Genomic DNA, 25,491 nt, shown 5'->3' on the forward strand with positions numbered 1-25,491 from the left:
CAATAATATGAATACGTTAAAAATTGAAAAAATATTTATTGTAGAGTTTTTATTTATTATTTGTATAAAATTAATAATAGAATATTTTTATCTTGAAATTCTTAGTACTACTTATCTATATGCAGGCTTTGTTCTTGATTTTGATATGACTAAATATATTATAGGATGGATTATCTATTTATTTGGATATTCTTTTTTATATTATAAACGAAAGTTACATATATTTGAGATATATCTATTTTTATATTTTTTATATTTTTTACCTAATGTAGTATATTTTAGTTTAAGTAATCAACCTGTTTTAGATTTTGTATCTTTAGTTTTTCCTTTCTTATTTTTAATTTTTATGACAACAAATAAAGAGATTATTCCTTTATCTAGGATGAAATATGGTAAATTAGTTGTTTTATCTTTATCATTAGGGATTATTACACTAGTAATTTGGCATTTTTATAAAAGTACAGGTGGAGCATATGTTTTAAATTTTTTAGATGTATATCCTTTTAGGGCAAAATATGATGATGTAAGTAATGCTGGTATATATGGATATTTAAATAGTTGGGCAATGAAGATATTTTCTGTATTTTTATTAGCATGGGCTTTATTAAGAGCTAAAATATCTTTAATAATAATCGCTGGAATTTCGATAATTATGTTATTTATATTTTCTGGACATAAAAGTGCTTTACAAGGGATTGTTCTTGTATCATTTTTTTATTTTTTATTTGGATTTAAAGATAGAAGAGTACTTATAATAGGGGGATTCTTTTTTATGTTTTTAATAGCTTCAGTTTTGACAATTTTTGCAGATCAGATTATGATAGGATCAGTTCTAATAAGAAGATTATTATTTGTTCCTGCTCAATTGAATTTTTCTTATATTGAATATTTTAGTTTAAATGAACATATATATTGGGCAAATAGTGTATTAAAGCTTTTTATGGATTATCCATATGAAGTAACTCCAGCAAAATTGATAGGAACGTTTCTAGGGGAACCAGATATGTCTGCAAATACAGGATTTATAGCTTCTGGATTTATGCATGGGAGCTATTTAGGAATATTGATTTATATGTTAATTGCAGTTATTATATTTAATATAATTAATCTATTAGCAAAAAATATTGATAAATATATTGTATTATCTATTATTATTTTACCTATAAATACAATGTTTATATCATCTGATCTGTTAACTACTCTATTAACTCATGGATTAATAATTGCAATTATAGTATTATGGTTATACGATAGTGAAGAGTACAGGTTATCTATTAAAAAATTATCTATAAAAATTTAGTATTAATTTATTTAAGAGAGATTATAAGTTTATAATTAAGGAAAAGAAGTGAGTATTAAAATAGCACATTTAACATCTGCCCATACAAGATATGATATAAGAATATTTATAAAAATGTGTGTTTCGTTGGCAAAAGACAAAAGATTTGATGTTAATCTAATTTCAGCTGATGGTTTAGGAAAAGATGTAAAAGAAAATGTAACAATACATGATGCTGGTGCAAAAAGTGGAAGTCGTATATCTCGTATGACTAAAACAGTTGATAATGTTTATAAAAAAGCATTGGAAATTGATTGTGATGTGTATCATTTACATGATCCAGAACTTATACCAGTAGGACTAAAATTAAAGAAATTAGGTAAAAAAGTAATTTTTGATGCCCATGAAGATTTACCTAAGCAATTAAAAAGTAAGCCTTATTTAAATAAAACACTAAGATTTATATTATCAAACTTATTTTCTTTATATGAAAAATATTCTTGTAGGAAATTTGATTATATTGTAACAGCTACACCAAATATTAGAGACAAATTTTTAAATATAAATAAAAATAGTATAGATATTAATAACTTCCCAATTTTAGGTGAATTGAGTATCTCCAATGAATCTTATACTAAAAAAAATGAAGTGTGTTATGTGGGTGGAATCTCTGAAATAAGAGGAATAAAAGAAGTTATTAATGCATTGGAATATTTAGATGGAATAAAACTAAATCTTGTAGGAAAGTTTAATAATAAGACTTTAGAAGAAGAGGTTAAAACCTATCCTGGATGGAAAAAAGTTAATCATTTAGGATTCCTTGAAAGAGATGAAGTAGCGGATGTAATGGGTCGTTCAAAAGCAGGAATTGTTACTTTTCATCCTTTACCAAATCATGTTGATGCCCAACCAAATAAGATGTTCGAATACATGAGTGCGAAACTACCAATAATAACTTCAAATTTTCCACTTTGGAGAGAGATTGTAGATGGTAATAGTTGTGGAACTTGTGTCGATCCTTTAGACTCTAAACAGATAGCTCAGGCTATTAAAGAGATAGTAGATAATGAATTAAAAGCAGATGAATTGGCAAAAAATGGTGAGAAAGCAGTATTAAGTAAATATAATTGGGATATAGAAGAACAAAAATTATATAAGATATATGAGGATATTATAAAATGATAAAAATTTTAACAATACTAGGTGCAAGACCACAGTTTATAAAAGCAGGATCAGTGAGTCGTGAGATAGCAAAACATAAAAATATAGAAGAGATTATAGTCCATACAGGACAACACTACGATGCAAATATGAGTGATATATTTTTTGAAGAGATGCAAATACCAAAACCAAACTACTTTTTAGGAATAGGTGGAAAATCTCATGGTGCTATGACTGGACAAATGATAGAAAAGATAGAAGAAGTTGCTTTGAAAGAAAAACCAGATTGGGTAATGGTATATGGCGATACTAATTCTACCCTTGCCGGAGCAATAGTAGCTTCAAAACTACATATAAAAATTGCACATATTGAAGCAGGTCTTAGAAGTTTTAATATGAAAATGCCAGAGGAAGTAAATAGAATACTTACTGATAGAGTTAGTCAAATATTATTTTGTCCTACTGATGCAGCAGTTGAAAATTTACAGAATGAAGGTTATGAGAATCTTGATTGTAAAATAGTAAAATCAGGTGATGTTATGCAAGATGGTGCAATATTTTATAAAAAACTTGCAGTTAAACCATCATATGAAATAAAAGATGATTTTGTCTTATGTACTATACATAGGGCTGAAAATACTGATGATGAAATAAGATTAAAAAGTATATTTGAATCACTAAATGAAATAGCAAGAGAGAAACAAGTTATCTTACCACTTCATCCTAGAACAAAAAAGATTTTAGAGAATTTGAAATTAAATATTCAGAATTTGACTATAATAGATCCTATTGGGTATTTACAAATGGTATGGCTAATAGATAATTGTAGTTTGGTAATGACAGATAGTGGAGGACTACAAAAAGAAGCATATTTCTTTGGAAAACAATGTATCACCCTAAGGGATGAGACAGAGTGGGTTGAACTAATAGAATGTGAAGCTAATGTTTTAGTAGGTGCAAATGGAACAAAAATATTAGAAGCATATAAAAACAATAAAAAATCAAATACTAGTAATTATCAATCACTGAATCTATACGGTGGTGGAGAAGCTAGTAAATATATTATTAAAGAGTTATTAAATGATAGATAAATTCAAAACAGTATATGTTCTAGCTCCACATACAGATGATGGAGAATTAGGTGCAGGAGGAACAATAAGTAAACTTATAGAAAGTGGTGCAAATATATATTATTTTGCTTTTTCAACTGCTGAGACATCAGTCCCTGATGGATTTCCAAAAGATATACTTAAAACTGAAGTTATAAATGCAACTACTAGACTTGGAATAAAAAAAGAAAATGTTATAATTTATAATTATGAAGTAAGAAAACTAAACTATGCAAGACAAGAAATACTTGAAGATTTAATAAAACATAGAAGAGAATTAAAACCAGATTTAGTGCTTATGCCTTCATTAAATGATATTCATCAAGATCATAGTACTATTGCACAAGAAGGACTTCGTGCATTTAAGAATATGACAATATTAGGATATGAACTTATTTGGAATAATCTTACATTTAATACTACTTCTTTTGTTAAACTGGAAAAGAAGCACATACAGGCAAAATGTGATGCATTAAAAGAATATAAATCTCAAGGGAGTAGAGATTATATGAGTGAAAGTTTTATTTTTTCTTTAGCAAAAACAAGAGGTGTTCAGATAGGAACAGATTATGCAGAAAGTTTTGAGGTTATTAGATGGGTAATGGAATAAGTGCTCAAATTATAGCGGGTTATTTGCAAAAAGAATTACATGGAGAAGAGTTTTATATTACTAAAGTACTAGCTTTAAGTAATGTACAGGATTATTGTTTCACTTTTTCAAAGAATAATAATGTTAATATAGACAAAAAATGTCTAATTCTGGTTCCTAATGATTTTAATAGTTCTAATAATTGTTCTTTTTCTTATATAAAATCTGATAATCCTAGATTAGATTTTGCTAAAGTCATTGATGATTTTTTTACAAAGAAAGTTTTTTCTGGAATTGCAGATATTGTTAAAATTGGAAAGAATACAATTATATCTGATAGTGTACAGATAAATGATTTCTGTTTTATTGGAGAGAATGTTAAAATTGGTAAAAATACAGTGATAAATAACAATGTTACGATTTATAATAATACTATTATTGGAGAGAATTGTTATATAAAGTCAGGATCAGTTATTGGAGAAGATGGTTTTGGATTTGACTTTGAGGATGATGGAACACCAATTAGAATTCCTCATATTGGAAATGTAGAAATTGGTAATAATGTTGAAATCGGAGCAAAAAATACAATTGCTAGAGGAACGTTAGGCTCTACACAAATTAATGATAATGTAAAAATTGATGATCAGGTCCATATTGCACATAATTGTAAGATCGGAATGAATACAATTATTACAGCATGTGCAGAAATAAGTGGGTCTGTTACTATAGGAAAAAATTGTTGGATTGGTCCAAATTGTAGCATTATTCAGAAAGTTAAAATTGGAGATAATGTAATAATAGGCATTGGATCAGTTATTACAACTAATATTGAAGATAATAAAAAAATCATGGGGTTTGAAAGCTTAAATTTGCGAAGTTTACTTAAAGTTAAAAAGAGAATAGATTATGGAAAGTGAAAAAACTATTTGTATTATAAATCATTATGCTTTCCCTTATGGATATGGTTTTCATACACGACAACATACTATAGCAAAAATCTTAAAGAATTTAGGACATAATGTAACTATTATTAGCTCTTCTTTTAATCATCTTAAAATAAAAGCAGTTGATATCGAGAATATATATAAAGAAGAAATTCATGATGATATTAAGTATATTTGGATTAAAACAAAAGAATATCAAGGTAATGGATTAGCAAGAATCAAAAATTTATTTGAATTTTCCAAAAAATTAAATAAGATTTATAAAAAACTTAATATAACTCCTGATATAGTTTGGGTGTCCTCTCCTCAGCCTTTTAGTATATATAATGGTATTAAGATGAAAGATTATTTCAAATGTAAGTTTGTATATGAAGAAAGAGACATCTGGCCACTAACTTTACAAATGTTAAATGGAATTAATAAGTATAATCCTTTGGTTTTAATTTTCCGATATCTACAACTTCAAGCATACAAAAAGAGTGATATTATAGTGTCACCTCTTGATAACCTAAAAGAGTTTGTAGAAAAAAGTGGATTTCCCAATAAAAAAGTCGAGTACCTTCCTCAACCTTTTGTTGAATTTGAAATAGAAGAATTTGATATAAACCTACCAAAAGACAAGTTTATTGTTGGATATCTTGGTAGCATTGGAGATTCTAACAGTGTCTTTAATCTAGTAAAAGCAGCAAATTTATTAAAAAAAAGAAATGATATTTATTTTGTTATGGTTGGTGATGGTCCGCAATTAGATGAACTGAAAGAGTTCTCTAAAAATAATGATTTAACAAACATAGAATTTTTAGGAAAATTAGAAAAGAAAAAAGCAATGTATTTTCTATCTCAATGTAGTATTCTATATAAAGGTAATCCAGATATAGAATTATACAAATATGGTATAGGTTCTGTTAAACTTGTTGAATACCTATGGTTTAATAAACCGATTATTAATGCAACAAATATAAAGAATGATTTGGTGTCATTATCAAATACTGGTTTAGTTATTGAATCTGAAGATTCAAATAAATTAAAAAATTCTATTAAAAAACTAGCAGATGATAAAGAGTTATATCAAAAGTATTTAAACAATGGTAAAAAATTTGTTGAAGAAAAGTTCACAGAAAAATGGATTCAAGAAAAATTATACAAAATTATGGAGGGTTTATGATTTATTTATTCTTATTAATTGCCTCATTTTTACTTACATATTTTATAAAAAATTATGCCATTAAGAAATCATTAGTTGCAGTTATAAATGAAAGAAGTTCTCATACTACTCCTACTCCGCAGGGAGGTGGTATTGCCATTGCTACTACTTGGTTTGTTGGTTTGTTTTATTTGTATTTAACAAATGAAATAGAAGCAAATCTTTTTTATGCATTATTAGTTGGACTTGTTATTAGTATTGTCAGTTTTTTTGATGATATCTATGAACTTAGTGCAAAGCTTAGACTTATTGTTCAATCAATGGTGGCAGTTGTTGGTATAGTTGCTATTGGTGGATGGAATAGTATTGATTTTGGTTTTTTTATTATTGAGAATCAGATTATTACAAATATATTTGCATTTTTTATGATAGTTTGGTTTATAAATCTTTATAATTTTTTAGATGGTATAAATGGCTACGCAGGAAGCGAAGCTGTATTCTTATCAATTGCTGGTTTTTTATTGTTTGGAGGAAGTCACTTTTTAGTTTTAGTTGTAGCTGTTCTTGGATTTTTATTTTGGAACTATGGAAATGCTAAGATATTTATGGGAGATGTTGGAAGTACACTTTTGGGTTATAATGTAGCTATTTTTACACTTTATTATGCGAATAAAGAATCATTAAATCTTTGGATTTGGATGATATTATTTGGTATTTTTTTGTTTGATGCAACAATCACATTATTTAGAAGAAAGCTAAATAATGAAAATATAAGTAAAGCACATAAAAAACATGCTTATCAAAGATTAAATCAAAGTGGCTGGAGTCACTTTAAAGTTACAAATTTTGCTATTGGATTAAATATAGTTTTATTTTCTATAGTTTATTTTATATCTAATATTTTCCTAGCTCTTTTAATTTCTCATATCTTATTGATATTAGTTTTGAAATTTGTAGAAAATAAAAAGAAGTTTTAGTACATCTAAAAAGTTATTAATTTAACTAATATCTAATTATTATTTAACTATAATACGAAATACTAAATATAAGGATTATTTTGCTGACAGCTTCTCCATTGAAAAGAATAATATTTTTTTTATTAAGCGATACTTTAATCTCACTTTTTACACTATATTTAGCATACAATCTTAGATTTAACTTTACTGTACCAACTGATTTTTTAGACAATTTTTTAAATATATTTTTTGTAATTTTAATTTTAAAGATTATAATATTTATATTTTTTAGACTCTATAGAACTGCTTGGAGATTTTTTTCTCTTCATGAAGTAAAGAAAATACTTTTAGCACATATTATTGTTTATAGTGTATTTACTATAATATTAATACTTTTTAGAGAGGATATGATGCCTTTTGCAAGAAGTATAATCGTAATAGATTTTATGCTTTCACTTGTATTTATAACACTTTTAAGACTTAGTAAAAGAATTATTTTAGAAAGTGGAAAAGAAAGTAATTATAAGAACACTTTGATAATAGGTGCAAATAGTTCTATAAATAGACTTTTGAATGATAAAAAAAATATCGAATACACTCCAGTAGCAATAGTAGATAAAAGTAAAAACTTAATAAATACATATATTTTTAATCTAAAGATTTATTCATTTGATGATTTAGAGAAGGTTATATTAAATAAAAGTATTGAAGCTGCTATTATATCAAAAGAGTATCCTCAAGAAGAACTAATAAATATTTTTGAAGTATTAAATAAATCAGGTATAAAAGATATAAAAATAGTAAATACCTTATCTTCAAATCAAAGTACAAAAAAACAATTAAAAGATATTTCTGTTGAAGACTTATTAGCAAGGCACCCAAAAGATTTAGATACAAATAAAATCGAATCATTCATCAAAGATAAGGTTGTACTTATCACTGGTGCAGGAGGGAGTATTGGCTCTGAAATATCAAGGCAGTGTAAAAAGTTTGATGCTAAACAACTTATTCTTTTAGACCATAGTGAGTATAACTTATATCAAATATGTGAAGAATTATCTGATTTTGATGTAGTGCCTGTTATGCAAACAGTTAGAAAAATTGAGTATTTAGAGAGTACATTTACTAAATATAAGCCAGATATTGTAATTCACGCAGCTGCTTATAAACATGTACCTTTAGTTGAAGATAATATATTAGAAGGTATTTCAAACAATATTATAGGAACAAAAAACTGTATTGATATGGCTATTAAACATAATGTTGAAAAATTTGTACTTATTTCAACAGATAAAGCAGTTCGTCCTACAAATGTAATGGGTACTACAAAGCGTATTTGTGAGTTATATGCACAAAATGTTGACTCAAAAAATACTGAAATAGTTGCTGTTCGATTTGGGAATGTTTTAGGAAGTTCTGGTTCTGTTATTCCAAAGTTTAGATCACAAATCCAAAAGGGTGAAAACATCACTGTAACTCATCCTGATATTACAAGATACTTTATGTTAATTCCAGAAGCTTGTGAACTTGTACTTCAAGCAGGTGCAATTGCTAAAGGTGGAGAAATATTTATTCTTGATATGGGGGAGCCAATTAAAATAGTTGATTTAGCTAAAAAAATGATTGATTTATCAGGCCGTGATAATATTGAAATAGAGTTTTGTGGCTTAAGACCTGGGGAAAAGTTATATGAAGAACTATTGATAAATGATAGTGATAAAAAAACCCAATATGAGTCAATTACAGTAGCAAGTTCTACAAAGTTTAATATAGATGAATTAAATAAAAAGATTGAAGAACTTCTACTAAAAGATGATAAATTAAGTATTTTAAAAGAGATAGTACCTGAATTTAATCATAAAAAAAATAATTAACTTTATATTTTAATAAATTATTTTATTATTAATAGATAATCTTTTATGTTATTAAAATATAAAGGACTTATCATGAAAAAAATGAAAAAAGGTTTTTCTCTATTAGAGTTAATATTCGCTATTGTTGTTATTGGTATTATTGCATCTTTTGCAATACCAAAATATTTAGATACACGTGATTCTGCTTTAGTCTCTACTCTTAAAAGAGATATCTCAACTGCTATTACATCAATTCAAAGTTATCATTTACAAAATGGAAGTATCAGTAAAATTTCTGATGCAGTTACTTTAAATACTACTAATTGGACGATTGAAGATTTGAAAATTACTTATAAAGACAATACAACAGATTGTGCGATTATAGAAGTAAAAGAATCAAAGCTTAATCTTACTGTTTCTGCTGATGCTGGTGATATTTGTAAAAAACTAGATGAAGCTGGTATCAAAACTACAAGTTATGATTTATTTTAAATTATTCATTTCCAAATCTTTTAATTAAGGTTTGGATGACTTCTTTCCATTACAAATAACTAAATAAATTAATTGACAATAAGTACTAAATAAAGTATAATAATAAGTACTAAATAAAAGGATAAATATGCAACCTATTTTGGCAAACTATACAGCAAGTATTTCTGAATTAAAAAAATCACCTACTCAATTATTGAAAAATGCAGGAGATGAAGCTGTTGCAATACTTAATCACAATGTTGCTAGTGCTTACCTTGTTCCAAGTAGTTTATATGAAAAAATGATGGATGTAATGGATGATCATTATTTAAGTAAAACTGTTGATGAAAGATTAAAAGATAATGAAAAACCTATTAGAGTTGATATAGATGACCTACTTACTTGATTTTCATCCTAAAGCTTTTAAAGAATGGAAAAAATTAAATAATTCTATAAAAGTTCAATTTCAAAAAAAACTAAAAGAAAGACTTACAAATCCGAGAATAATAAAAGATAAACTTAGCGGTTATGAAAATATGTATAAAATTAAACTAAAAAGTATTGGATACCGTCTAGCTTATGAAGTTAAAGATGATGAGATTATAGTTTTTGTTATTAGTGTTGGAAGAAGAGAAAATGAAAAGGTTTATCATAATTTAGAAAGTAGAATATAAACTTATTCCTCTTCTCGAATTCTTAAAAAAGATGCAAACTTTGGTTTTCCAAATCTTGTGAGATTATAGTATTTAAAAGTAACTATATCTGCAATTTTTGGATGATTTATTCTCTCTTCTTTTGAAAAACCATTTCCTAGATTAAACACTACATTATTTTCTAGTTTTAAAACTAAACTTTTAAATTTAGCTTTTGTGTTATTTGAACCTTCTTTATTTTCATGATAATTAATACTTATTACTTCAGCCTCTGCATCCAAAAACTTTTTTACTTTTAGTATATTTGAACTTCTTCCAACAAAATATTTTAAAGAAGGATTTTTTATCATAACCCCTTCGGCTTTTAAATTTATAATTTTCTCTAAGTATTCTTCTAAGTGTTTATCATTTTTGCATTTTATTTGCTCTATTATTTTTATATATTTGTTATTATTTGTTTTTTGCCAATTATTTATTTTTTCAAGTCTTTTTAGAAAATCTCCTTTCTCTTCAGGTACTTCAAATATATTGTAAGTGATTTTTTCCCACTGCTTACTTGGCTTTTTATCTAAAACTATACTTTGAATATTTTCAAAATCATCTCTTTTCGTCCAAAGTTCTCCATCAAGTTTAAATTTTGGAAAATCTTTTATAAACCACAAAGGTGCATGTATAGTATTTCCATTTTTACTTAGTAGTTTTTCCCCGTCCCAATAAGCTCTAATACCATCGAGTTTTTCACTCATCATCCAGTCTTTTATATTGTGCTGTGTAGTGTAAGTTTTAGCCTTTTGTAAATTTATTGCATTTAAATTTGGATTAATAAGTATTATTAATAAAAGTGTAAAAAGTGATCTCATTTAATATTCCTTTAGTAACTTTTTTAATTATATTTAAAGCAGAATTAAATAAATCTAAATAATTGGATTAAATCATAAAGTCATAATAATTATTTGGATAAAATATTTAACTTTTCACTATAAGTAGTGACAAAAAAGGATTATATTTGAATAAAAAATTATTAACAGAAGATGAAAAAAATATATTATTAAACTCTATTCGAAGTATTGAGGACTTTCCAAAAGCTGGTATTGTTTTTAAAGATATTACAACATTATTAAATGATAAAGAAGCATACTCACTTTTAATGTCTCACTTTGAAGATAGATATAAAGATTACAACTTAGATTATATTGCAGGAATTGACTCTAGAGGTTTTATTTTTGGAGCAGCATTAGCTGATCGTTTAGGTATTGGTTTTGTGCCAGTTCGTAAAAAAGGTAAACTTCCTAGTACTACTGTATGTGAAAAATATGAATTAGAATATGGTTTTGATGAAGTAGAATTACACTTAGATGCATTTAGAGATACAAAAGATGCAAGAGTACTTTTAATAGATGATATTATCGTAAGTGGTGGAACTGCTTATGCTGCTGCAAACTTAATAAATAAATTAAATGTAAACTTAGTAGAGATGTGTTTTTTAATGGATATTAAAATGCTAGGTGGTGCTAAAAAGCTTGAGAAAGTAGCACCTGTTTATTCTGTATTAGAAATATAAAGAGGAAAAAATATGAATGATTATATACCAAAACCAAGCCTTTTTGATCCAGATGAAAAAGGTCAATTTGGAATTTTTGGAGGACAATATGTTCCTGAAACATTAATGCCTATTTTAAAAGAATTAGAAAAAGAGTATAAAAAATATAGATTTGATGATGAGTTTTGGGCTGAAGTAAATTCACTACTTAAAGATTATGTAGGAAGAGAACATCCTTTATATTTTGCAAAAAACATCTCAGAAGAAATAGGTGCAAAAGTATATTTAAAAAGAGAAGATTTAAATCATACAGGAGCACATAAAGTAAATAATGTAATTGCTCAAGGACTACTAGCAAAAAAACTTGGAAAAACAAAAGTTATTGCTGAAACTGGAGCTGGACAACATGGAGTTGCAACTGCAACTATTGCTGCTTTAATGGGTTTAGAATGTACAGTTTTTATGGGTGCAAAAGATGTTGAGAGACAAGAATTAAATGTATTTAGAATGAAGCTTTTAGGTGCAAAAGTAATTGCCGTAGAAAGTGGAAGTAAAACACTTAAAGATGCAATGAATGACGCAATTAGATTCTGGGTTACAAATGCACGTGATACTTTCTATATAATTGGAACAGTTGCTGGTCCACATCCATACCCTATGATGGTTAGAGATTTTCAAGCAGTTATTGGTTATGAAGCTAGAAAACAAATCTTAGAAAAAGAGAATAGACTTCCTGATTATGTAGTTGCTTGTATTGGTGGTGGTTCAAATGCTATTGGTATGTTTTCGCATTTCTTAGAAGATAAAGAAGTGACTTGTGTTGGAATTGAAGCAGGTGGTTTAGGAATTGATACAAATAAACATGGATGTTCTCTTGCAAAAGGAAGTCCTGGAGTATTACATGGGCAATGCTCTTATCTTTTACAAGATGAAGATGGACAAATAACTGAAGCCCACTCTATTTCAGCTGGACTTGATTATCCAGGAATTGGACCAGAACACGCTTTTCACAAAGATAATAATAGTGTTCAATATGATTCTGTGACAGATAAAGAAGCTTTAGATGCCTTTGTATGGTTAAGTAGGAAAGAGGGTATTATTCCTGCTTTTGAAAGCTCACATGCAATTGCTTATTTAAAAAAGGCAAAAGATAAACTAAAAGATAAAATTGTGATTATCAATCTATCTGGACGTGGTGATAAAGATATGATACAGGCGAAAAGTTTACTAAATTTTGACTAAAAAGGAAAAAGATGGAACAGTTCTTTAAAAAGTTTCAACCCCATTCAGGAAAGATATTAGCAAGCATTGTTATTGTTTTCTTCTCTTTTTTAGCTTACAATCTTTATCAAGCACCAGTTGATGGTTTTGAAAATAGATTCGTTTATTTACTAAAAGAGTATGGATATATAATACTTTTTGCTTGGGGTATGCTTGAAGGAGAAGCTGGTCTTATCATGGCTGGATTACTAGCACATACAGGAGATATGAATCTTTATATAGCTATTTTTGTAGCTGGACTTGGTGGCTTCGCAGGGGATCAAGTCTATTTTTATATAGGTAGATTTAATAAATCATATGTTCATAGTAAATTTAAAGGTCAGCGAAGAAAGTTTGCCTTAGCTCATTTGTTGCTTCAAAAATATGGCTGGCCTATTATTTTTGCACAAAGATACATGTATGGAATGAGAACTATTATTCCAATTTCAATCGGACTTACAAGATATGATGCAAAAACATTTGCATTTATAAACCTTATCTCAGCTTGGTGTTGGGCTGCAATTACAATTGTGCCTGTTTGGTATTTTGGAGAAGAGATTTTAAAGATATTACATTGGGCAAAAGAACATTGGTACTTAGCTCTTCCAATTGCTTTAGGATTTGGAGGTAGTATTATTTATTACTTTAATAAAGCATCACAAAAAGCAGAAAAGAAAAATTCAAAAAAAGTAGAAGAAAAAAATGAAAATTAATTTAACAAATACAAAAATAAATAAAATAAAATCAGATATTGAAATAGTATTAGTAAATAGTATTGAAAATTTAAAAGAAAAAGAGTTATTAGAGAGTTTAGACTTTAAAGTTTCAGATGAAGTTATGGTTTATTTACCAGAATCAGGAAAAATATTTGTAGCTTATGAAGAAGAGACATATGATTGTCTTGCAATTGCAATTGCAACTGCAATTAAGAAGTTTCAAACAACTAATTTTAAAACTGCAAAAGTAGACTTAAACTCTTTTGATTCAAAAATCTTAAAATCAATTGTCGAGGGTACACTTTTAGGTTCATATACTTTTGATAACTATAAATCAAAGCAAGAGAAAAAGAAAAAACAAGAACTAATAATTTCAATTCAAGAAGATTCTCCAAGTCTTGATAATATTGAATTAAATTCAATATTAAATGAATCTACTATTATTTCAAAAGCAGTAAATAAAGCAAGAGACATGGTAAATACAACTCCTGGCGATTTTTATCCAGATGTAATGGCAAAATTAGCTAAAAAGCTAGCAAAAGATGCAAAAATTGAGTATAAAATCAAAGGTGAAAAGTTCTTAGAAAAAAATGATATGAATGCAATGTTAAGTGTTGGTCGTGCTTCAATTCATGAATCAAAACTAATTCACTTATCATATAAACCAAAAGATGCAAAAAAGAAAATTGTTTTAGTAGGAAAAGGTCTTACTTATGATTCAGGTGGATTATCTTTAAAACCTGCTGATTATATGGTAACAATGAAATCTGATAAAGCAGGTGGTTGTGCAGTATTAGCAACTATTTGGGCAATTGCAAAACTTGAACTTCCTTTTGAAGTACATGCTGTAATTGGTGCAGTTGAAAATATGATAGGTGGAGATGCTTATAAACCAGATGACGTTTTAGTTGCAAAGAATGGAACTACAATAGAAGTTAGAAATACAGATGCTGAAGGAAGACTTGTTCTTGCAGATTGTCTATGTTATGCACAAGATGAAATTCATGATATTGATTATATATTTGATTATGCAACCCTAACTGGTGCTTGTGTAGTAGGCGTTGGACAATATACAACAGGAATTATGGGTAATAATGAAATCTTAAAAAGAAATGCAGTTTTATCAGCTTTAAAATCTGGTGAATATGCAACTACATTAGATTTTAATAGATATTTAAAGAAAACTATAAAATCTGATATTGCAGATATTTCAAATATTGCAAGTACTAGATATGGTGGAGCTATTACTGCAGGATTATTTCTAGATAATTTTTTAAAGAAAGAAAATAAAGAAAAATGGATTCATTTTGATATTGCAGGACCTGCGTTTGTTGAAAAAGCTTGGGGATATAATCCTTATGGAGCAAGTGGCGCTGGAGTTAGAATGACAATAGAGTTTTTAAAAAATATAGATAAGTAAAAATAAATATTGTAAAAATAAAATAGGAATTTAAATGTCTAAAAAAATATAAAAATATAAAAGTAGAATATATTCTTATATTATTTACAATAGGTGTTATTTTTAGTTTTATTTTTCTCATTCACTAAATATGAAAAATCAAGAAGCTTGGTTTTCAAACTTAGATTTAAACATTGAAAATGAAAAGGTTCAAAAACCTTTTACTCCTACTATTAGAGCTATTTTACCAATAAGAGAAAATAACGGTTTTAATGGTATTCTTATTATTAATTATAATATGGAAAATTTCTTAGATACCTTAAAAGATAATACCATTTATAATACAATTTTATTTGATAAAGATGGAAATACATTAACTCACTATGAAAAAGAAAAAAGTTGGGGTTTCTATTTAGATAAAAAATATAATCTTAATGATGAATATAAAAATGAAATATCAAATGCCTTAAAAAACAATCAATATGAAAATTCAGAGGTTTTTATCAAGAAGTTTGATTTTGATGTTTCAAATGAACTTTATTTACTTGTAAAATTAAAAGACAAATATATAACACAATTAAAAACAGATCAGTTTAAAGAGTATATAGTTGTTTCTTTTATTGTATTTTTACTTGGAATAATTTCATCATTATTTATTTCACGAATCTTCAATAGCTTATCAAAAATAATTTCAAAAACTGATGATAGGCTAATCGAGACATCTGTTTTAGTTAAGCTTAGTTATTTTAAGTACAATTATGAAGATAGGTTGATTACTTTTGATGATAATTTTTTTAACCTTTTAAATTACAAAGATATTGAAAAAAAATCTTTTAATTTTGATGAATTAAAAAAGTTTTTTAATAAAGATTTTTTAGATAAATTAAAAATAAAAATTTCAGATATAAAAGATAAAGACTCTTTTGAATTTGAAATTCAAACAAAAGAGAATAAAACTTTAATCTTTTTTACAAAATTTAGAGCAATATATGAAAACAATAAAATTGCAGAGATTGAAGGGATTTTTCAAGATATAACAGAACAAAAAAATTTAATGCAATCTTTTGAAGAGGCAAGTATTGAAGCAAAAAATGCAAATGAAGCAAAAAGTAAGTTTTTAGCTACAATGAGTCATAAAATTAGAACTCCATTAAATGGAATAATTGGTTTAAATAAATTAGCACTTGATTCTAATCCAAACACTAAAATTAGAGAATTCTTAGTAAAATCAGAGATTTCTTCAAAGGCTTTATTAAACGTTATTAATGATATTTTAGACTATTCAAAAATTGAAGCAAATATGTTGAGTTTAGAAAAAACAACTTTTGAATTAGATAAATTATTTTTAAATGTAACAGATCTTTTTGATTATCAAGCTTATAAAAAAGAGATTGATTTACATATCGATTTTGACAATAATATTCCAAGAATATTAATAGGTGATCCTCATCGAATTACACAAATTCTTAATAACCTTGTTGGTAATGCAATAAAGTTTACAGATACAGGTTCAATTGAAGTAAATGCAACTTTAATTGAAAAAAACGATAATAACTTGGTATTAAAATGTAGTGTAAAAGATACTGGAATTGGAATGGATGCAAATGAGCAAGAGAAATTATTTAAATCTTTTTCTCAAATTGATGATTCAACTACAAGAGTTTATGGTGGAAGTGGTTTAGGTCTTACTATTACAAAAGAGTTAATTGAATTAATGAATGGAAAAATAGAAGTTTCAAGTAAAAAAGGCTTAGGAACTATTTTCTCTTTTACAATCGATTTAGAATATGAAGATGCCTTTGAATTTAATAATACACTTTTTAAAAGTAAGAATTTTTTAGTTATTGATGATAATGAAATAGATATTAGAATTATAGAGAATATATTAAAATCCTGGGAAATCAAAACATATAGTTGTTTAAATGCAAAAGATGCATTATCAAAGATTGAAGAGGGCGCTCATTTTGATTATATTTTAGTTGATTGGATTATGCCTGAAATTGATGGGGTTGATTTTATTAAAGAACTTCAAGAAAAGAATTTGAAAACTTGTCCTAAAATTATTATGGTTACAGCATATGAAGAGGATAATTTAAAGCAAAAATTAAAAGATGAAGATGTTATAGTAAATAATATTCTAAGAAAACCTTTTACTCCCTCTTCAATTTATGATACATTAATTGAGTTTGAAGAATCAAATAAAGAAAATTATAAAAATAGTAATAATGATTATGAAAAAGAAAAAAATATAAATAGTATTAATGCAAATATATTAGTAGTTGAAGACAATAAGATTAATCAAACAGTGTGTCAAGAAATATTAAAAAGAGTTGGAGTAAAAGTAACTCTAGCAAATAATGGTATTGAAGCTGTAAATATATGTAAATCTAATAAGTTTGATATGATTTTAATGGACCTACATATGCCAAAAATGAATGGTTTTGATGCTTCATTAAGTATTAGGCAATTTGATGATAAGACACCAATCATTGCTTTAACTGCAGCTGTAATGCCTGAAGATAAAATATTATCTAAAAAGGTAGGAATGCAAGATCACTTAGCAAAGCCAATTGAGTTTGATGAGTTGTTTAAATGTATTAATAAATATATTCCAAATCTAGTTGTTTTAAATGAAAGTAAAAAACAAGTAAGTAGTTCAAATATTCATTTGGATTTCGAAGAACTTTTAAACAGAGTTGGAAGTAGTGAACTTGCAAATGAATTATTAAATGAGTTTATAAATGAATATAAAAACTGTATTAATGAATTTAAAAGTAGTTTAAATAATGAAAGTTTTAATAACGATATTCATAAACTAAAAGGTGTTAGTGGAAACCTTTCATTAAAAGTTTTATATGAAATTTGTATTAAGATTGAAAAAGAAACAGAAAATGAAAAAAGAAGTAAACTCTTAGATGATTTATCTGTAGAGTTAGATGAAGTTATAAGAGTTATTCAAAGTTAATTATCGTTTTATCTATTTCTTTGGCATTTTCGTTTATAATCTGCTTCAATAAACTTCTTAAAAGATTGTAAAAGATATTAGAATAATATCAAAAAGTAAAAGGAAATAAATGGGACTAGGTGTAGGAATCGTAGGATTACCAAATATAGGAAAGTCGACAACGTTTAACGCGTTAACAAAAGCACAAAATGCAGAAGCACAGAATTATCCATTTTGTACTATTGAGCCAAATAAGGCAGTTGTTCCAGTACCTGATAAGAGATTAGATGCATTAGCTAAAATTGTTGATCCAGAGAAAATTCAGCACTCTACAATTGATTTTGTTGATATTGCAGGTTTAGTAAAAGGTGCCTCAAAAGGTGAGGGTTTAGGTAATCAATTTTTATCTAATATTAGAGAAGTTGAAGTTATCTTGCATATGGTTAGATGTTTTGAAGATGAAAATGTTGTTCATGTTGAAGGTGGAATTGATCCATTAAGAGATATTGAAATCATTGAAACAGAGCTTATTTATGCAGATATCACACAAGTTGAAAAAAAGTGTGATAAGCTAAAAAAAGAATCAAAATTTGATAAAACTGCAGCTGCAAAATTACCAATTGCACAAGCTTTATTAGCTCATTTAGAAGATTTAAAACCAGCATCTGCATTTGAAGATAGAGATGATGAAAACTTTATTGAATTAGATAGAGAGTTAAGATTATTATCAAATAAAAGTATAATTTATGGAACAAATGTTGATGAAGATTCATTAGCAGATGGTGGAAATAAATATGTTGATTTAGTAAAAGAACATGCAAATAGTGTTAATGCTGATGTGATTGTATTATGTGCAAAAATTGAAGAAGAATTAGTTGGTTTAGAAGATGATGAAGCACAAGAGTTCTTAACAGATTTAGGCGTTGAAGAATCAGGATTAGAGCAAATTATTCATCATGCTTTTGATAAACTTGGACTTCAATCATATTTTACTGCAGGTAAGATGGAAGTTAGAGCTTGGACTATTAAAAAAGAAACAAAAGCACCACAAGCAGCTGCTGTAATTCATAATGACTTTGAAAAAGGTTTTATTAAAGCAGAAGTAATTGCCTATGAAGACTTCGTTTCTTTAGGTGGAGAAGCTAAAGCAAAAGAGGCTGGAAAACTAAGATTAGAAGGAAAAGATTACGTTGTTAAAGACGGCGATGTGATGCATTTTAGATTTAATACATAATATAGTTTTTTAATTTTAATAATTTATATTTAATTGATATATAATTAGTTATAATAAAAAAATAACAAAAAAAACAGGAGTTCATTTTGACTAGTAATATATTAGAGAAAATAGAATCTTTACCGCCTTTACCAAAAACAATTATAGAGATTGAAGAGTTTAGGAAAAAATATGAAAAGGAAGCATCTGAACTATTATTAATAATAGAAAAAGATGCATTAATTATTTCTACTTTATTAAAGATATCAAACTCTGCAATGTTTGGATTTAGATCAAAAGTTGAAACTCCTGGTCGTGCAATTAATTTATTAGGTATTAATTTTACTATTTCAATAGCAATTGGTGGAACAGTTCAAAATTTACTTAATACAAATTTAGAGCCTTATAGTATCTCTAGTGATGATTTTATGAGAGCTTCAAATCTTTCTTCAACACTTACTAGTCTTTGGTTATCAAGAGTTGATGTTGATTTAAAAGATGAGATTTTATTACCTGCTTTATTACAAGAAGCTGGAAAATTTATTTTAGCAGATATTATTACTAGTGAGCAAAAAACTGATGAGTTTAAAGCAATGATTGCTTCTGGTTCTTCACTAGCAAATGCTGAAAAAGAAATAGTTGGATTAACGACTTCTGAAATCACTGCAAAAATATTTAGACATTGGAAATTAAGTGAAAACTTAATTGATTTAATCGAATTTGTTGATGATATTCCAAAATGTGCTGAAGATAAAAAACAGAAAGCCCAAATACTTGATGTAATTAAAACAGTATGTAGTATCTCTAATCCATTAAGTGATGAAAGTGTTGCTAAAGCTATTGAAAAAGCTACAAAATATGGCTTAGATGTTAAAACATTAGAAAAAGCTATTGAAACATTACAAGATAGATTATTAGACGAATAAAGTCTAATAGTTTGTTTTAATTACAAACCTTGTAAAATTATCTCCCATAAATACTCAACTTCTTCATCTGTTAAATTTATTAATTTTTTTTGCTCAAATAACTCTTTAATTTTTTTTAAGTCAAAAATTTTAGAATAAGTACATTTTGCGTGAACAGGTAAAAAACCTCTAACAAGTGATATATTTTCAATGATTTTATTTTCACATATTAAGCACTCATAATCAGTATGAAGTCTTCCCTCATACTCTAAAATAGTTATATATGATTCACAAATTGCTCTTAGTGCATTTTGTTTTATCATAATATGAACTAAGTTATCAAGATTATAAAAATAAAAAGCATCAATCTCTTCAAGCTCTTTTAAATGTGGATAAAATAGTTTAACAAATCTTTGCCAACAATACATTTTTTCATAGTCTAAAATCCATTGAAAGCCTAATTGTATAACATCTTTAAGTCTGGGAATTGTAGATTTTGTATCTTCTAGTTCGAAATCTATTTTATAACCTATATTGATATTAGAGTGCCTTGCACCATAAAATCTATAGGTAGTTAAAATAGATGTTTCTGTTAGTATTGATACTATTAGGTCATCATCTTTTACAGGTTTAATATCTATTATATAACCTTGCATAAAAAATATTAGTCCTCTTTTCTCATTTCATTAATCTCTTCCATTATCTCTTTAGCTTCTTCTTCATCAATTTCACCTGCAGCTAAATCTTTTAGCATGTCATTAAAATCTTCTCTCATTTCTTGCATTGAAGCTAACTCTTCTTTTGTTCTTTCATCTTCTTTTTTTGATGCAATGATTTCAAATAATTCATCAATATAATCTTCTATTTCAATTAATACATCATTTTTTAGTAAAGATGCTAATTCATCTTGAATAGTCATAGTTATCCTTATTTATTTTTGGCAATTATATCTAAAAAGAACTAGCCTTTTGCTTCAATAAAACTAAATAAACTTTATGTTACAATTTATAAAATTTATGTAAGGAAGTTATATGGCAGAATTTAATAATGTTTCTATCGCAAAAGCTGCAAGTGTTCTTTTTGAAGGGAATATTACAAGTAGAAGTATTGAATTTGAAGATGGTTCTAGAAAGACATTAGGTATTATGTTACCTGGAGAATATGAGTTAAATACAGTTCATACAGAAATAATGGACATTCAAAGAGGAAAGTTAGAAGTTTTATTACCTGCTCAAGAATGGGTTGAGTATACTGGACCAGCTACATTTGAAGTTCCTGCAAATTCAAAATTTAAATTAAGAGTTCATTCCTTAGTTGACTACTGTTGTTCTTTTATAAAAATTAGATAAATATAATTTAAACTTTATTTATAAAGCAATACGAATTAATTCGTATTACTTTATCTTCTAATATAAAAACTCTTCTTTTATCTCTTCAAACTTTAATACCTTTTTTCCAAAATGACTTTTTGAAAAATCCTCTGCTTCTTTTTTTGTTTTAAATGGAATTAACTCTTCCCCCATTGGACCATAGATATTAGAGCCCATTACATAGTAAGCACTTTTAGCATTTATTGCATTTAAACTATAATAGTCTGTAACAAGCATCTTTGAAATATCTTGTGTTTTGTGTGTGTGTTTAAATTTTGATGGATTAAAGTAAAACTTCATCATATCTTTTACTCCATCAAAATAGTGTGAATGTTTTTGTTTTACTTCTATTTGTGCTACCCATTTTGGATATTTTGATACAAACATTCCACATACAGGACATTTAGTATCTTTTGCTACTTTTATCATTTTATCTTTATTTGCAGCTAATACAGGGTCATATAAATAAATAGCAACTGCTTGTTGCATTTTAGGCTTTAGCGTTTTACATAAGTTATTATCAATAATATATTGTTTACTCTCTCCAACTGAATTAAATTCAGGGAATTTATCTTGTTTACACATTGAAGAGTATATCTTTTTACCTTTTTTTGCCATCATCATTCTTTTCTTTGTTGTAGCCATTGTGTCTTTTGATAATGAGTCTTTTGCTATCTTTAATGTTTCTTCAAAACTATGAATTTCTCCACCAAAGTTTTTTTGAAAAGATAAAGCATCTTCTTTTTTCTCAAATGCATATTTACTAATAGCACTCATCGTTCCTTTTTTTGAAGAACCTACAACATAAGTAGCTTTTTTAGCATCAATTAGTTTTAAAGATTTTGTATCAACAACTTCAATTTGCTTTATTTTATCAGCATGATCATTATGTATATGAGCTTGACAACGAATTGAACAGTATTGTTCTTTCTTTTCATTTTTAAATGTAGTTGCATGGCTTGTTTTATAGAATTTTGTTAAGTGCATACCACAAACATTACAAAAACTTTTGCTTGAATCTGTTTTTACTAATGTAGCTTCTGAAGGCTTAACTGTTTGGAACATTTTATTATCTTGTGCATTAAGTAAAGAAGTACTTAATATTAGTGCAGTGAATAAAACTAGAAGTTTTTTTAACATTATATTTCCTTTTTTTGTGTATTAAAAGAAGTATATAAAAAAGTAGTTAATTATTTGTTAATCTAAATCAATAAAGTAGAGTTTAAAAAGAAATAAAAAAAGGCAAAGAACTTAATCTTTACCTTTTTTACTTGTTTAAGTTAAATAAAAAGCTTACGCTTCTACAGATACTTCAACAGCTGTTGATTCCCATATACCGTGCTTAGTACAGTAACCATGAGCAGTTAAGTTTAATTTTTTTCCAGTTGGAATAATTGTAAAAGTTGTAGTATTATGTGCTTTAATATTTCCTAATGTTCCTGGAACATAAGTAACTTGAGCTAATTTTACATCAGCATTGAATAATGTAATTGATTCAATATAGTGATCAAAATCATCTGGATGAGTATATTCGTTACCCATTTTAACAGTTACTTCAAATGGCTCACCTTGTTTTGCAGTTGCAGCACAGTGAATAAATGGTGAATGTCTATCAATTAAATCTTTCTTCGCTTCTCTTTCTACAGTATCAATATCAACATATTTGTTAATTTTTGGCATAATTTCTCCTAAGTTTTTTAAATTAGCCTTATTATACTATAATTTTTCTAAAAGTAAATAGGATAAAATATATCCTATATTAATTATTATCATTTGAGAATGAACATGTGTATATTTTGCTCATATTTGGTATAATTGCGAATGAATAAAGAAGAGTATTTTATAAAACAGTTTTCAAATAGTAAATTTATAGGTGATGATGGTGCAGTTGTAGGCTCACATGTCTACTCTATGGACGCATTTTTTGAAAATATTCATTTTAAAAGAGAGTGGTTTAGCTTAAAACAAATAGCTTACAAAGCTATGATTGTTAATATTTCAGATGCAATAGTTATGAATGCAATTCCTAAATATGCATTACTTAGTGTCGCAATTCCATCAACATATAGTACTAAAGAGTTAAATCAATTATCCAAAGGCTTTAAAAAAGCTGCTAAAGAGTTTAATATTGAAATAATTGGTGGAGATACAATATCAAATAATAAACTTGATATTTCAATTACGATTATTTCTAAAACAAAAAATCCAATACTTCGTTCAAGTGCAAAAAAAGATGATTTGTTTTGTTATACAGGAACATTAGGAACTTGTAAAAAAGATTTAGCAAAATTATTTGCAGGAAAGAAGATAAGTAAAAAATCTAAGTTTATAAAACCTAAATTAAATGCAGATTTTTTTTATGAAAGTTCTAAGTATATAAGTTCAGCGCTTGATATTTCAGATGGACTTTTTTTTGAATTACAAAGAGTTTCAAAAGCAAGTAATATTGGCTTTGAATTTTTTAAACAAATTCATGAGGATATTGGAACATCAGGAGAAGAGTATGAAATTCTTTTTTCTTTCAATAAAAAGCATTTAAGTAAAATTGAAAAAATAGCAAAAAAACATAAAGTAAAATTAAATATATTTGCAAAAGCTATTAAAGGTAAATATGAAACGAAAAGTAAAAACCATCATTTTTAAAAATTACAAAATATAAACTAATAAAAAATCTAAGGAAAGATATTGAAACAATTACAAAGATATTTAAATCACTCTAAAATAGACGTACTATTTAAACAAAATAAAGATGATTTTGTTGTAACAGAAATACCATTATACGAATTTTCAGGTGAGGGTGAACATCTTATTTTAAAAATAAGAAAAAAAGATTTAGCAACTTGGGATGCCTTAGAAATCATTGCAAAGTTTGTTGGTTGTAAAAGCAGAGACATAGGTTATGCAGGATTAAAAGATAAAAATGCAATGACAGTACAAACTATCTCTATTCATAAACAATATGAAGAAAAATTAAAAACATTTAATCATCCAAATATTAAAATTTTAGAAACTACTTATCATAACAATAAAATTAAAGTAGGGCATCTAAAAGGTAATAAGTTTTTTATTAGATTAAAAAGAGTTAATGTCTTAGATTCTAGAAAAATTGAAGCTGCTTTAGGAAGTATTGTGAGTTTAGGAATGCCAAACTATTTTGGATTTCAAAGATTTGGAATAGAGGGTGATAACTATAAAAAAGGTAAGGCTATTATTGAAGGTACTTTAAAAGAGAAAAGAAGAAATTTAAAACAAATGTATATTAATGCATATCAGTCTTACTTATTTAATTCTTGGCTTTCAAAAAGAATCGAAATATCAAAACTAGTTGATGCTTTTGAACCAAAAGAGATTTGTGAAAAATTAAATCTTCCTCTTGACGTTGTTAAAAGAATGAAGAAACAAAAACATCCTTTAAAACTAATAACAGGAGATTTATTATCTCATTACCCATTTGGAAAAATATTTACTATTGAAGATTTAGAAACAGAATCAGATAAATTTTATGATAGAGATAGAGTTCCTACTGGATTATTATCAGGCAAGAGAGTTAAAACTTCAGTTGATTTAGCCTATGAAATAGAAAAAGAGTATGAGGCACCAACTGGTGAAGATGGGGCAAGAAGATTTGCATGGATTTTCCCAGATGAAGTGGAAAGTAACTATAAAGAAGATAAAAATTGGATGGAATTAAAATTTACTTTACCAAAAGGTTGTTATGCAACTGAATTAATTGCAGAAATAATTCATTAAAAATCTACTAATAATTTTTAATAATATCTTTTAGTTAAGTTTAAATAAGTTAAACTAGTAATATAGTTTACTTACTAAAGGATATTTATGCAATATGAAGAGTTAATAGTTCAATTATGTGATGTCATAAAAGAGTCTGAAAATAATGCCTTAGCTATTTATAATAACTTAGAAACAATAAATGATAAAGTAAATTCTCTATCAATTTTAGAACATGAAAAAGAAAAAATAAATT

The 25,491-nt window shown here is 26.6% G+C and carries 26 protein-coding genes; 21 read left to right on the plus strand and 5 right to left on the minus strand.

The genetic code is table 11. The features are described 5' to 3' along the window. The first annotated feature begins 7 nt into the window (after positions 1-7). From GBG18_RS09420 to GBG18_RS09470, 11 genes are all read left to right on the plus strand, one after another. Positions 8-1,300, plus strand: coding sequence for a hypothetical protein (locus tag GBG18_RS09420; RefSeq protein ID WP_152190511.1), 1,293 nt, complete (start codon positions 8-10; stop codon positions 1,298-1,300). 48 nt (positions 1,301-1,348) lie between these two features. Beyond that, a complete protein-coding gene (locus tag GBG18_RS09425; RefSeq protein WP_226896389.1) occupies positions 1,349-2,461 on the plus strand; it encodes a glycosyltransferase in 1,113 nt (370 codons plus the stop codon). Next, positions 2,458-3,531, plus strand: coding sequence for a non-hydrolyzing UDP-N-acetylglucosamine 2-epimerase (gene wecB / locus GBG18_RS09430; protein WP_152190513.1), 1,074 nt, complete (start codon positions 2,458-2,460; stop codon positions 3,529-3,531). Before GBG18_RS09425 ends, wecB begins: the two co-directional genes overlap by 4 nt. Continuing rightward, on the plus strand, positions 3,521-4,159 hold the full coding sequence (locus GBG18_RS09435) for a PIG-L deacetylase family protein (RefSeq protein ID WP_152190515.1): 639 nt from the start codon (positions 3,521-3,523) through the stop codon (positions 4,157-4,159). Before wecB ends, GBG18_RS09435 begins: the two co-directional genes overlap by 11 nt. Beyond that, positions 4,144-5,055 carry a UDP-3-O-(3-hydroxymyristoyl)glucosamine N-acyltransferase gene (locus GBG18_RS09440; RefSeq protein WP_152190517.1) on the plus strand — a complete coding sequence of 304 codons (912 nt, stop codon included), beginning with the start codon at positions 4,144-4,146 and terminating at the stop codon, positions 5,053-5,055. Before GBG18_RS09435 ends, GBG18_RS09440 begins: the two co-directional genes overlap by 16 nt. Then, positions 5,045-6,247 (plus strand): glycosyltransferase family 4 protein, encoded by a 1,203-nt coding sequence (locus tag GBG18_RS09445; RefSeq protein ID WP_152190519.1) that lies wholly within the window; start codon positions 5,045-5,047, stop codon positions 6,245-6,247. Before GBG18_RS09440 ends, GBG18_RS09445 begins: the two co-directional genes overlap by 11 nt. Continuing rightward, complete coding sequence (locus tag GBG18_RS09450; RefSeq protein ID WP_152190520.1) at positions 6,244-7,203, plus strand: MraY family glycosyltransferase; 960 nt, start codon at positions 6,244-6,246, stop codon at positions 7,201-7,203. The genes GBG18_RS09445 and GBG18_RS09450 overlap by 4 nt, the downstream gene beginning before the upstream one ends. A gap of 80 nt (positions 7,204-7,283) precedes the next feature. Continuing rightward, entirely contained in the window at positions 7,284-9,056 is a 1,773-nt protein-coding gene (locus tag GBG18_RS09455; RefSeq protein WP_304621420.1) for a polysaccharide biosynthesis protein, read from the plus strand. Positions 9,057-9,128: 72 nt separating this feature from the next. Next, positions 9,129-9,527: a type II secretion system protein gene (locus tag GBG18_RS09460; RefSeq protein WP_193311110.1), complete on the plus strand. Its 399-nt coding sequence runs from the start codon at positions 9,129-9,131 to the stop codon at positions 9,525-9,527. A gap of 127 nt (positions 9,528-9,654) precedes the next feature. Continuing rightward, entirely contained in the window at positions 9,655-9,912 is a 258-nt protein-coding gene (locus GBG18_RS09465) for a type II toxin-antitoxin system Phd/YefM family antitoxin (RefSeq protein WP_152190522.1), read from the plus strand. Beyond that, positions 9,896-10,180 carry a type II toxin-antitoxin system RelE family toxin gene (locus tag GBG18_RS09470; RefSeq protein WP_152190524.1) on the plus strand — a complete coding sequence of 95 codons (285 nt, stop codon included), beginning with the start codon at positions 9,896-9,898 and terminating at the stop codon, positions 10,178-10,180. Before GBG18_RS09465 ends, GBG18_RS09470 begins: the two co-directional genes overlap by 17 nt. Before the next feature lie 2 nt (positions 10,181-10,182). Here the strand turns inward: GBG18_RS09470 and GBG18_RS09475 are convergent, their stop codons facing one another. Then, positions 10,183-11,019, minus strand: a complete 837-nt coding sequence (locus GBG18_RS09475; protein WP_152190525.1) for a DNA ligase — start codon at positions 11,017-11,019, stop codon at positions 10,183-10,185. Positions 11,020-11,165: 146 nt separating this feature from the next. On the opposite strand from GBG18_RS09475, the gene GBG18_RS09480 reads away from it, so the two are divergent. The 7 genes from GBG18_RS09480 (at position 11,166) to GBG18_RS09510 (ending at position 20,157) form a co-directional block, all read left to right on the plus strand. After that, the gene (locus tag GBG18_RS09480) at positions 11,166-11,720 is read left to right on the plus strand and encodes an adenine phosphoribosyltransferase (protein ID WP_152190527.1); all 555 of its coding nucleotides are present in this window, start codon (positions 11,166-11,168) and stop codon (positions 11,718-11,720) included. 12 nt (positions 11,721-11,732) lie between these two features. Further along, positions 11,733-12,941, plus strand: a complete 1,209-nt coding sequence (gene trpB, locus GBG18_RS09485; protein WP_152190529.1) for a tryptophan synthase subunit beta — start codon at positions 11,733-11,735, stop codon at positions 12,939-12,941. 11 nt (positions 12,942-12,952) lie between these two features. Further along, a complete protein-coding gene (locus tag GBG18_RS09490) occupies positions 12,953-13,672 on the plus strand; it encodes a DedA family protein (RefSeq protein WP_152190531.1) in 720 nt (239 codons plus the stop codon). After that, positions 13,662-15,095: a leucyl aminopeptidase gene (locus GBG18_RS09495; RefSeq protein WP_152190532.1), complete on the plus strand. Its 1,434-nt coding sequence runs from the start codon at positions 13,662-13,664 to the stop codon at positions 15,093-15,095. The genes GBG18_RS09490 and GBG18_RS09495 overlap by 11 nt, the downstream gene beginning before the upstream one ends. A gap of 130 nt (positions 15,096-15,225) precedes the next feature. Next, positions 15,226-18,039, plus strand: a complete 2,814-nt coding sequence (locus tag GBG18_RS15865; RefSeq protein ID WP_152190534.1) for a response regulator — start codon at positions 15,226-15,228, stop codon at positions 18,037-18,039. Between the two features lie 109 nt (positions 18,040-18,148). Then, entirely contained in the window at positions 18,149-19,252 is a 1,104-nt protein-coding gene (ychF, locus tag GBG18_RS09505; protein ID WP_152190536.1) for a redox-regulated ATPase YchF, read from the plus strand. Between the two features lie 86 nt (positions 19,253-19,338). Continuing rightward, positions 19,339-20,157 carry an HDOD domain-containing protein gene (locus GBG18_RS09510; protein WP_226896390.1) on the plus strand — a complete coding sequence of 273 codons (819 nt, stop codon included), beginning with the start codon at positions 19,339-19,341 and terminating at the stop codon, positions 20,155-20,157. Positions 20,158-20,177: 20 nt separating this feature from the next. Here the strand turns inward: GBG18_RS09510 and recO are convergent, their stop codons facing one another. Further along, the gene (gene recO, locus GBG18_RS09515) at positions 20,178-20,792 is read right to left on the minus strand and encodes a recombination protein RecO (protein ID WP_152190539.1); all 615 of its coding nucleotides are present in this window, start codon (positions 20,790-20,792) and stop codon (positions 20,178-20,180) included. An 8-nt stretch (positions 20,793-20,800) separates the two neighbouring features. Next, positions 20,801-21,055, minus strand: coding sequence for a hypothetical protein (locus GBG18_RS09520; RefSeq protein WP_152190541.1), 255 nt, complete (start codon positions 21,053-21,055; stop codon positions 20,801-20,803). Between the two features lie 112 nt (positions 21,056-21,167). Between GBG18_RS09520 and ppnP the strand changes: the two genes are divergently transcribed. After that, the gene (gene ppnP, locus GBG18_RS09525; RefSeq protein ID WP_152190543.1) at positions 21,168-21,485 is read left to right on the plus strand and encodes a pyrimidine/purine nucleoside phosphorylase; all 318 of its coding nucleotides are present in this window, start codon (positions 21,168-21,170) and stop codon (positions 21,483-21,485) included. A gap of 57 nt (positions 21,486-21,542) precedes the next feature. Here the strand turns inward: ppnP and GBG18_RS09530 are convergent, their stop codons facing one another. Both GBG18_RS09530 and GBG18_RS09535 read right to left on the minus strand, forming a co-directional pair. Further along, the gene (locus GBG18_RS09530; protein ID WP_152190544.1) at positions 21,543-22,646 is read right to left on the minus strand and encodes a nitrous oxide reductase accessory protein NosL; all 1,104 of its coding nucleotides are present in this window, start codon (positions 22,644-22,646) and stop codon (positions 21,543-21,545) included. Between the two features lie 153 nt (positions 22,647-22,799). Beyond that, positions 22,800-23,186, minus strand: a complete 387-nt coding sequence (locus tag GBG18_RS09535; RefSeq protein ID WP_152190546.1) for a class II SORL domain-containing protein — start codon at positions 23,184-23,186, stop codon at positions 22,800-22,802. Between the two features lie 141 nt (positions 23,187-23,327). Here GBG18_RS09535 and GBG18_RS09540 point away from each other — a divergent pair, with 141 nt between their 5' ends. Further along, on the plus strand, positions 23,328-24,149 hold the full coding sequence (locus GBG18_RS09540) for a thiamine-phosphate kinase (protein WP_152190548.1): 822 nt from the start codon (positions 23,328-23,330) through the stop codon (positions 24,147-24,149). A 42-nt stretch (positions 24,150-24,191) separates the two neighbouring features. Continuing rightward, the gene (gene truD / locus GBG18_RS09545; RefSeq protein ID WP_152190550.1) at positions 24,192-25,256 is read left to right on the plus strand and encodes a tRNA pseudouridine(13) synthase TruD; all 1,065 of its coding nucleotides are present in this window, start codon (positions 24,192-24,194) and stop codon (positions 25,254-25,256) included. Positions 25,257-25,491 lie beyond the last annotated feature (235 nt).

Source organism: Poseidonibacter ostreae, from assembly GCF_009208075.1.
Taxonomy (GTDB): domain Bacteria; phylum Campylobacterota; class Campylobacteria; order Campylobacterales; family Arcobacteraceae; genus Poseidonibacter; species Poseidonibacter ostreae.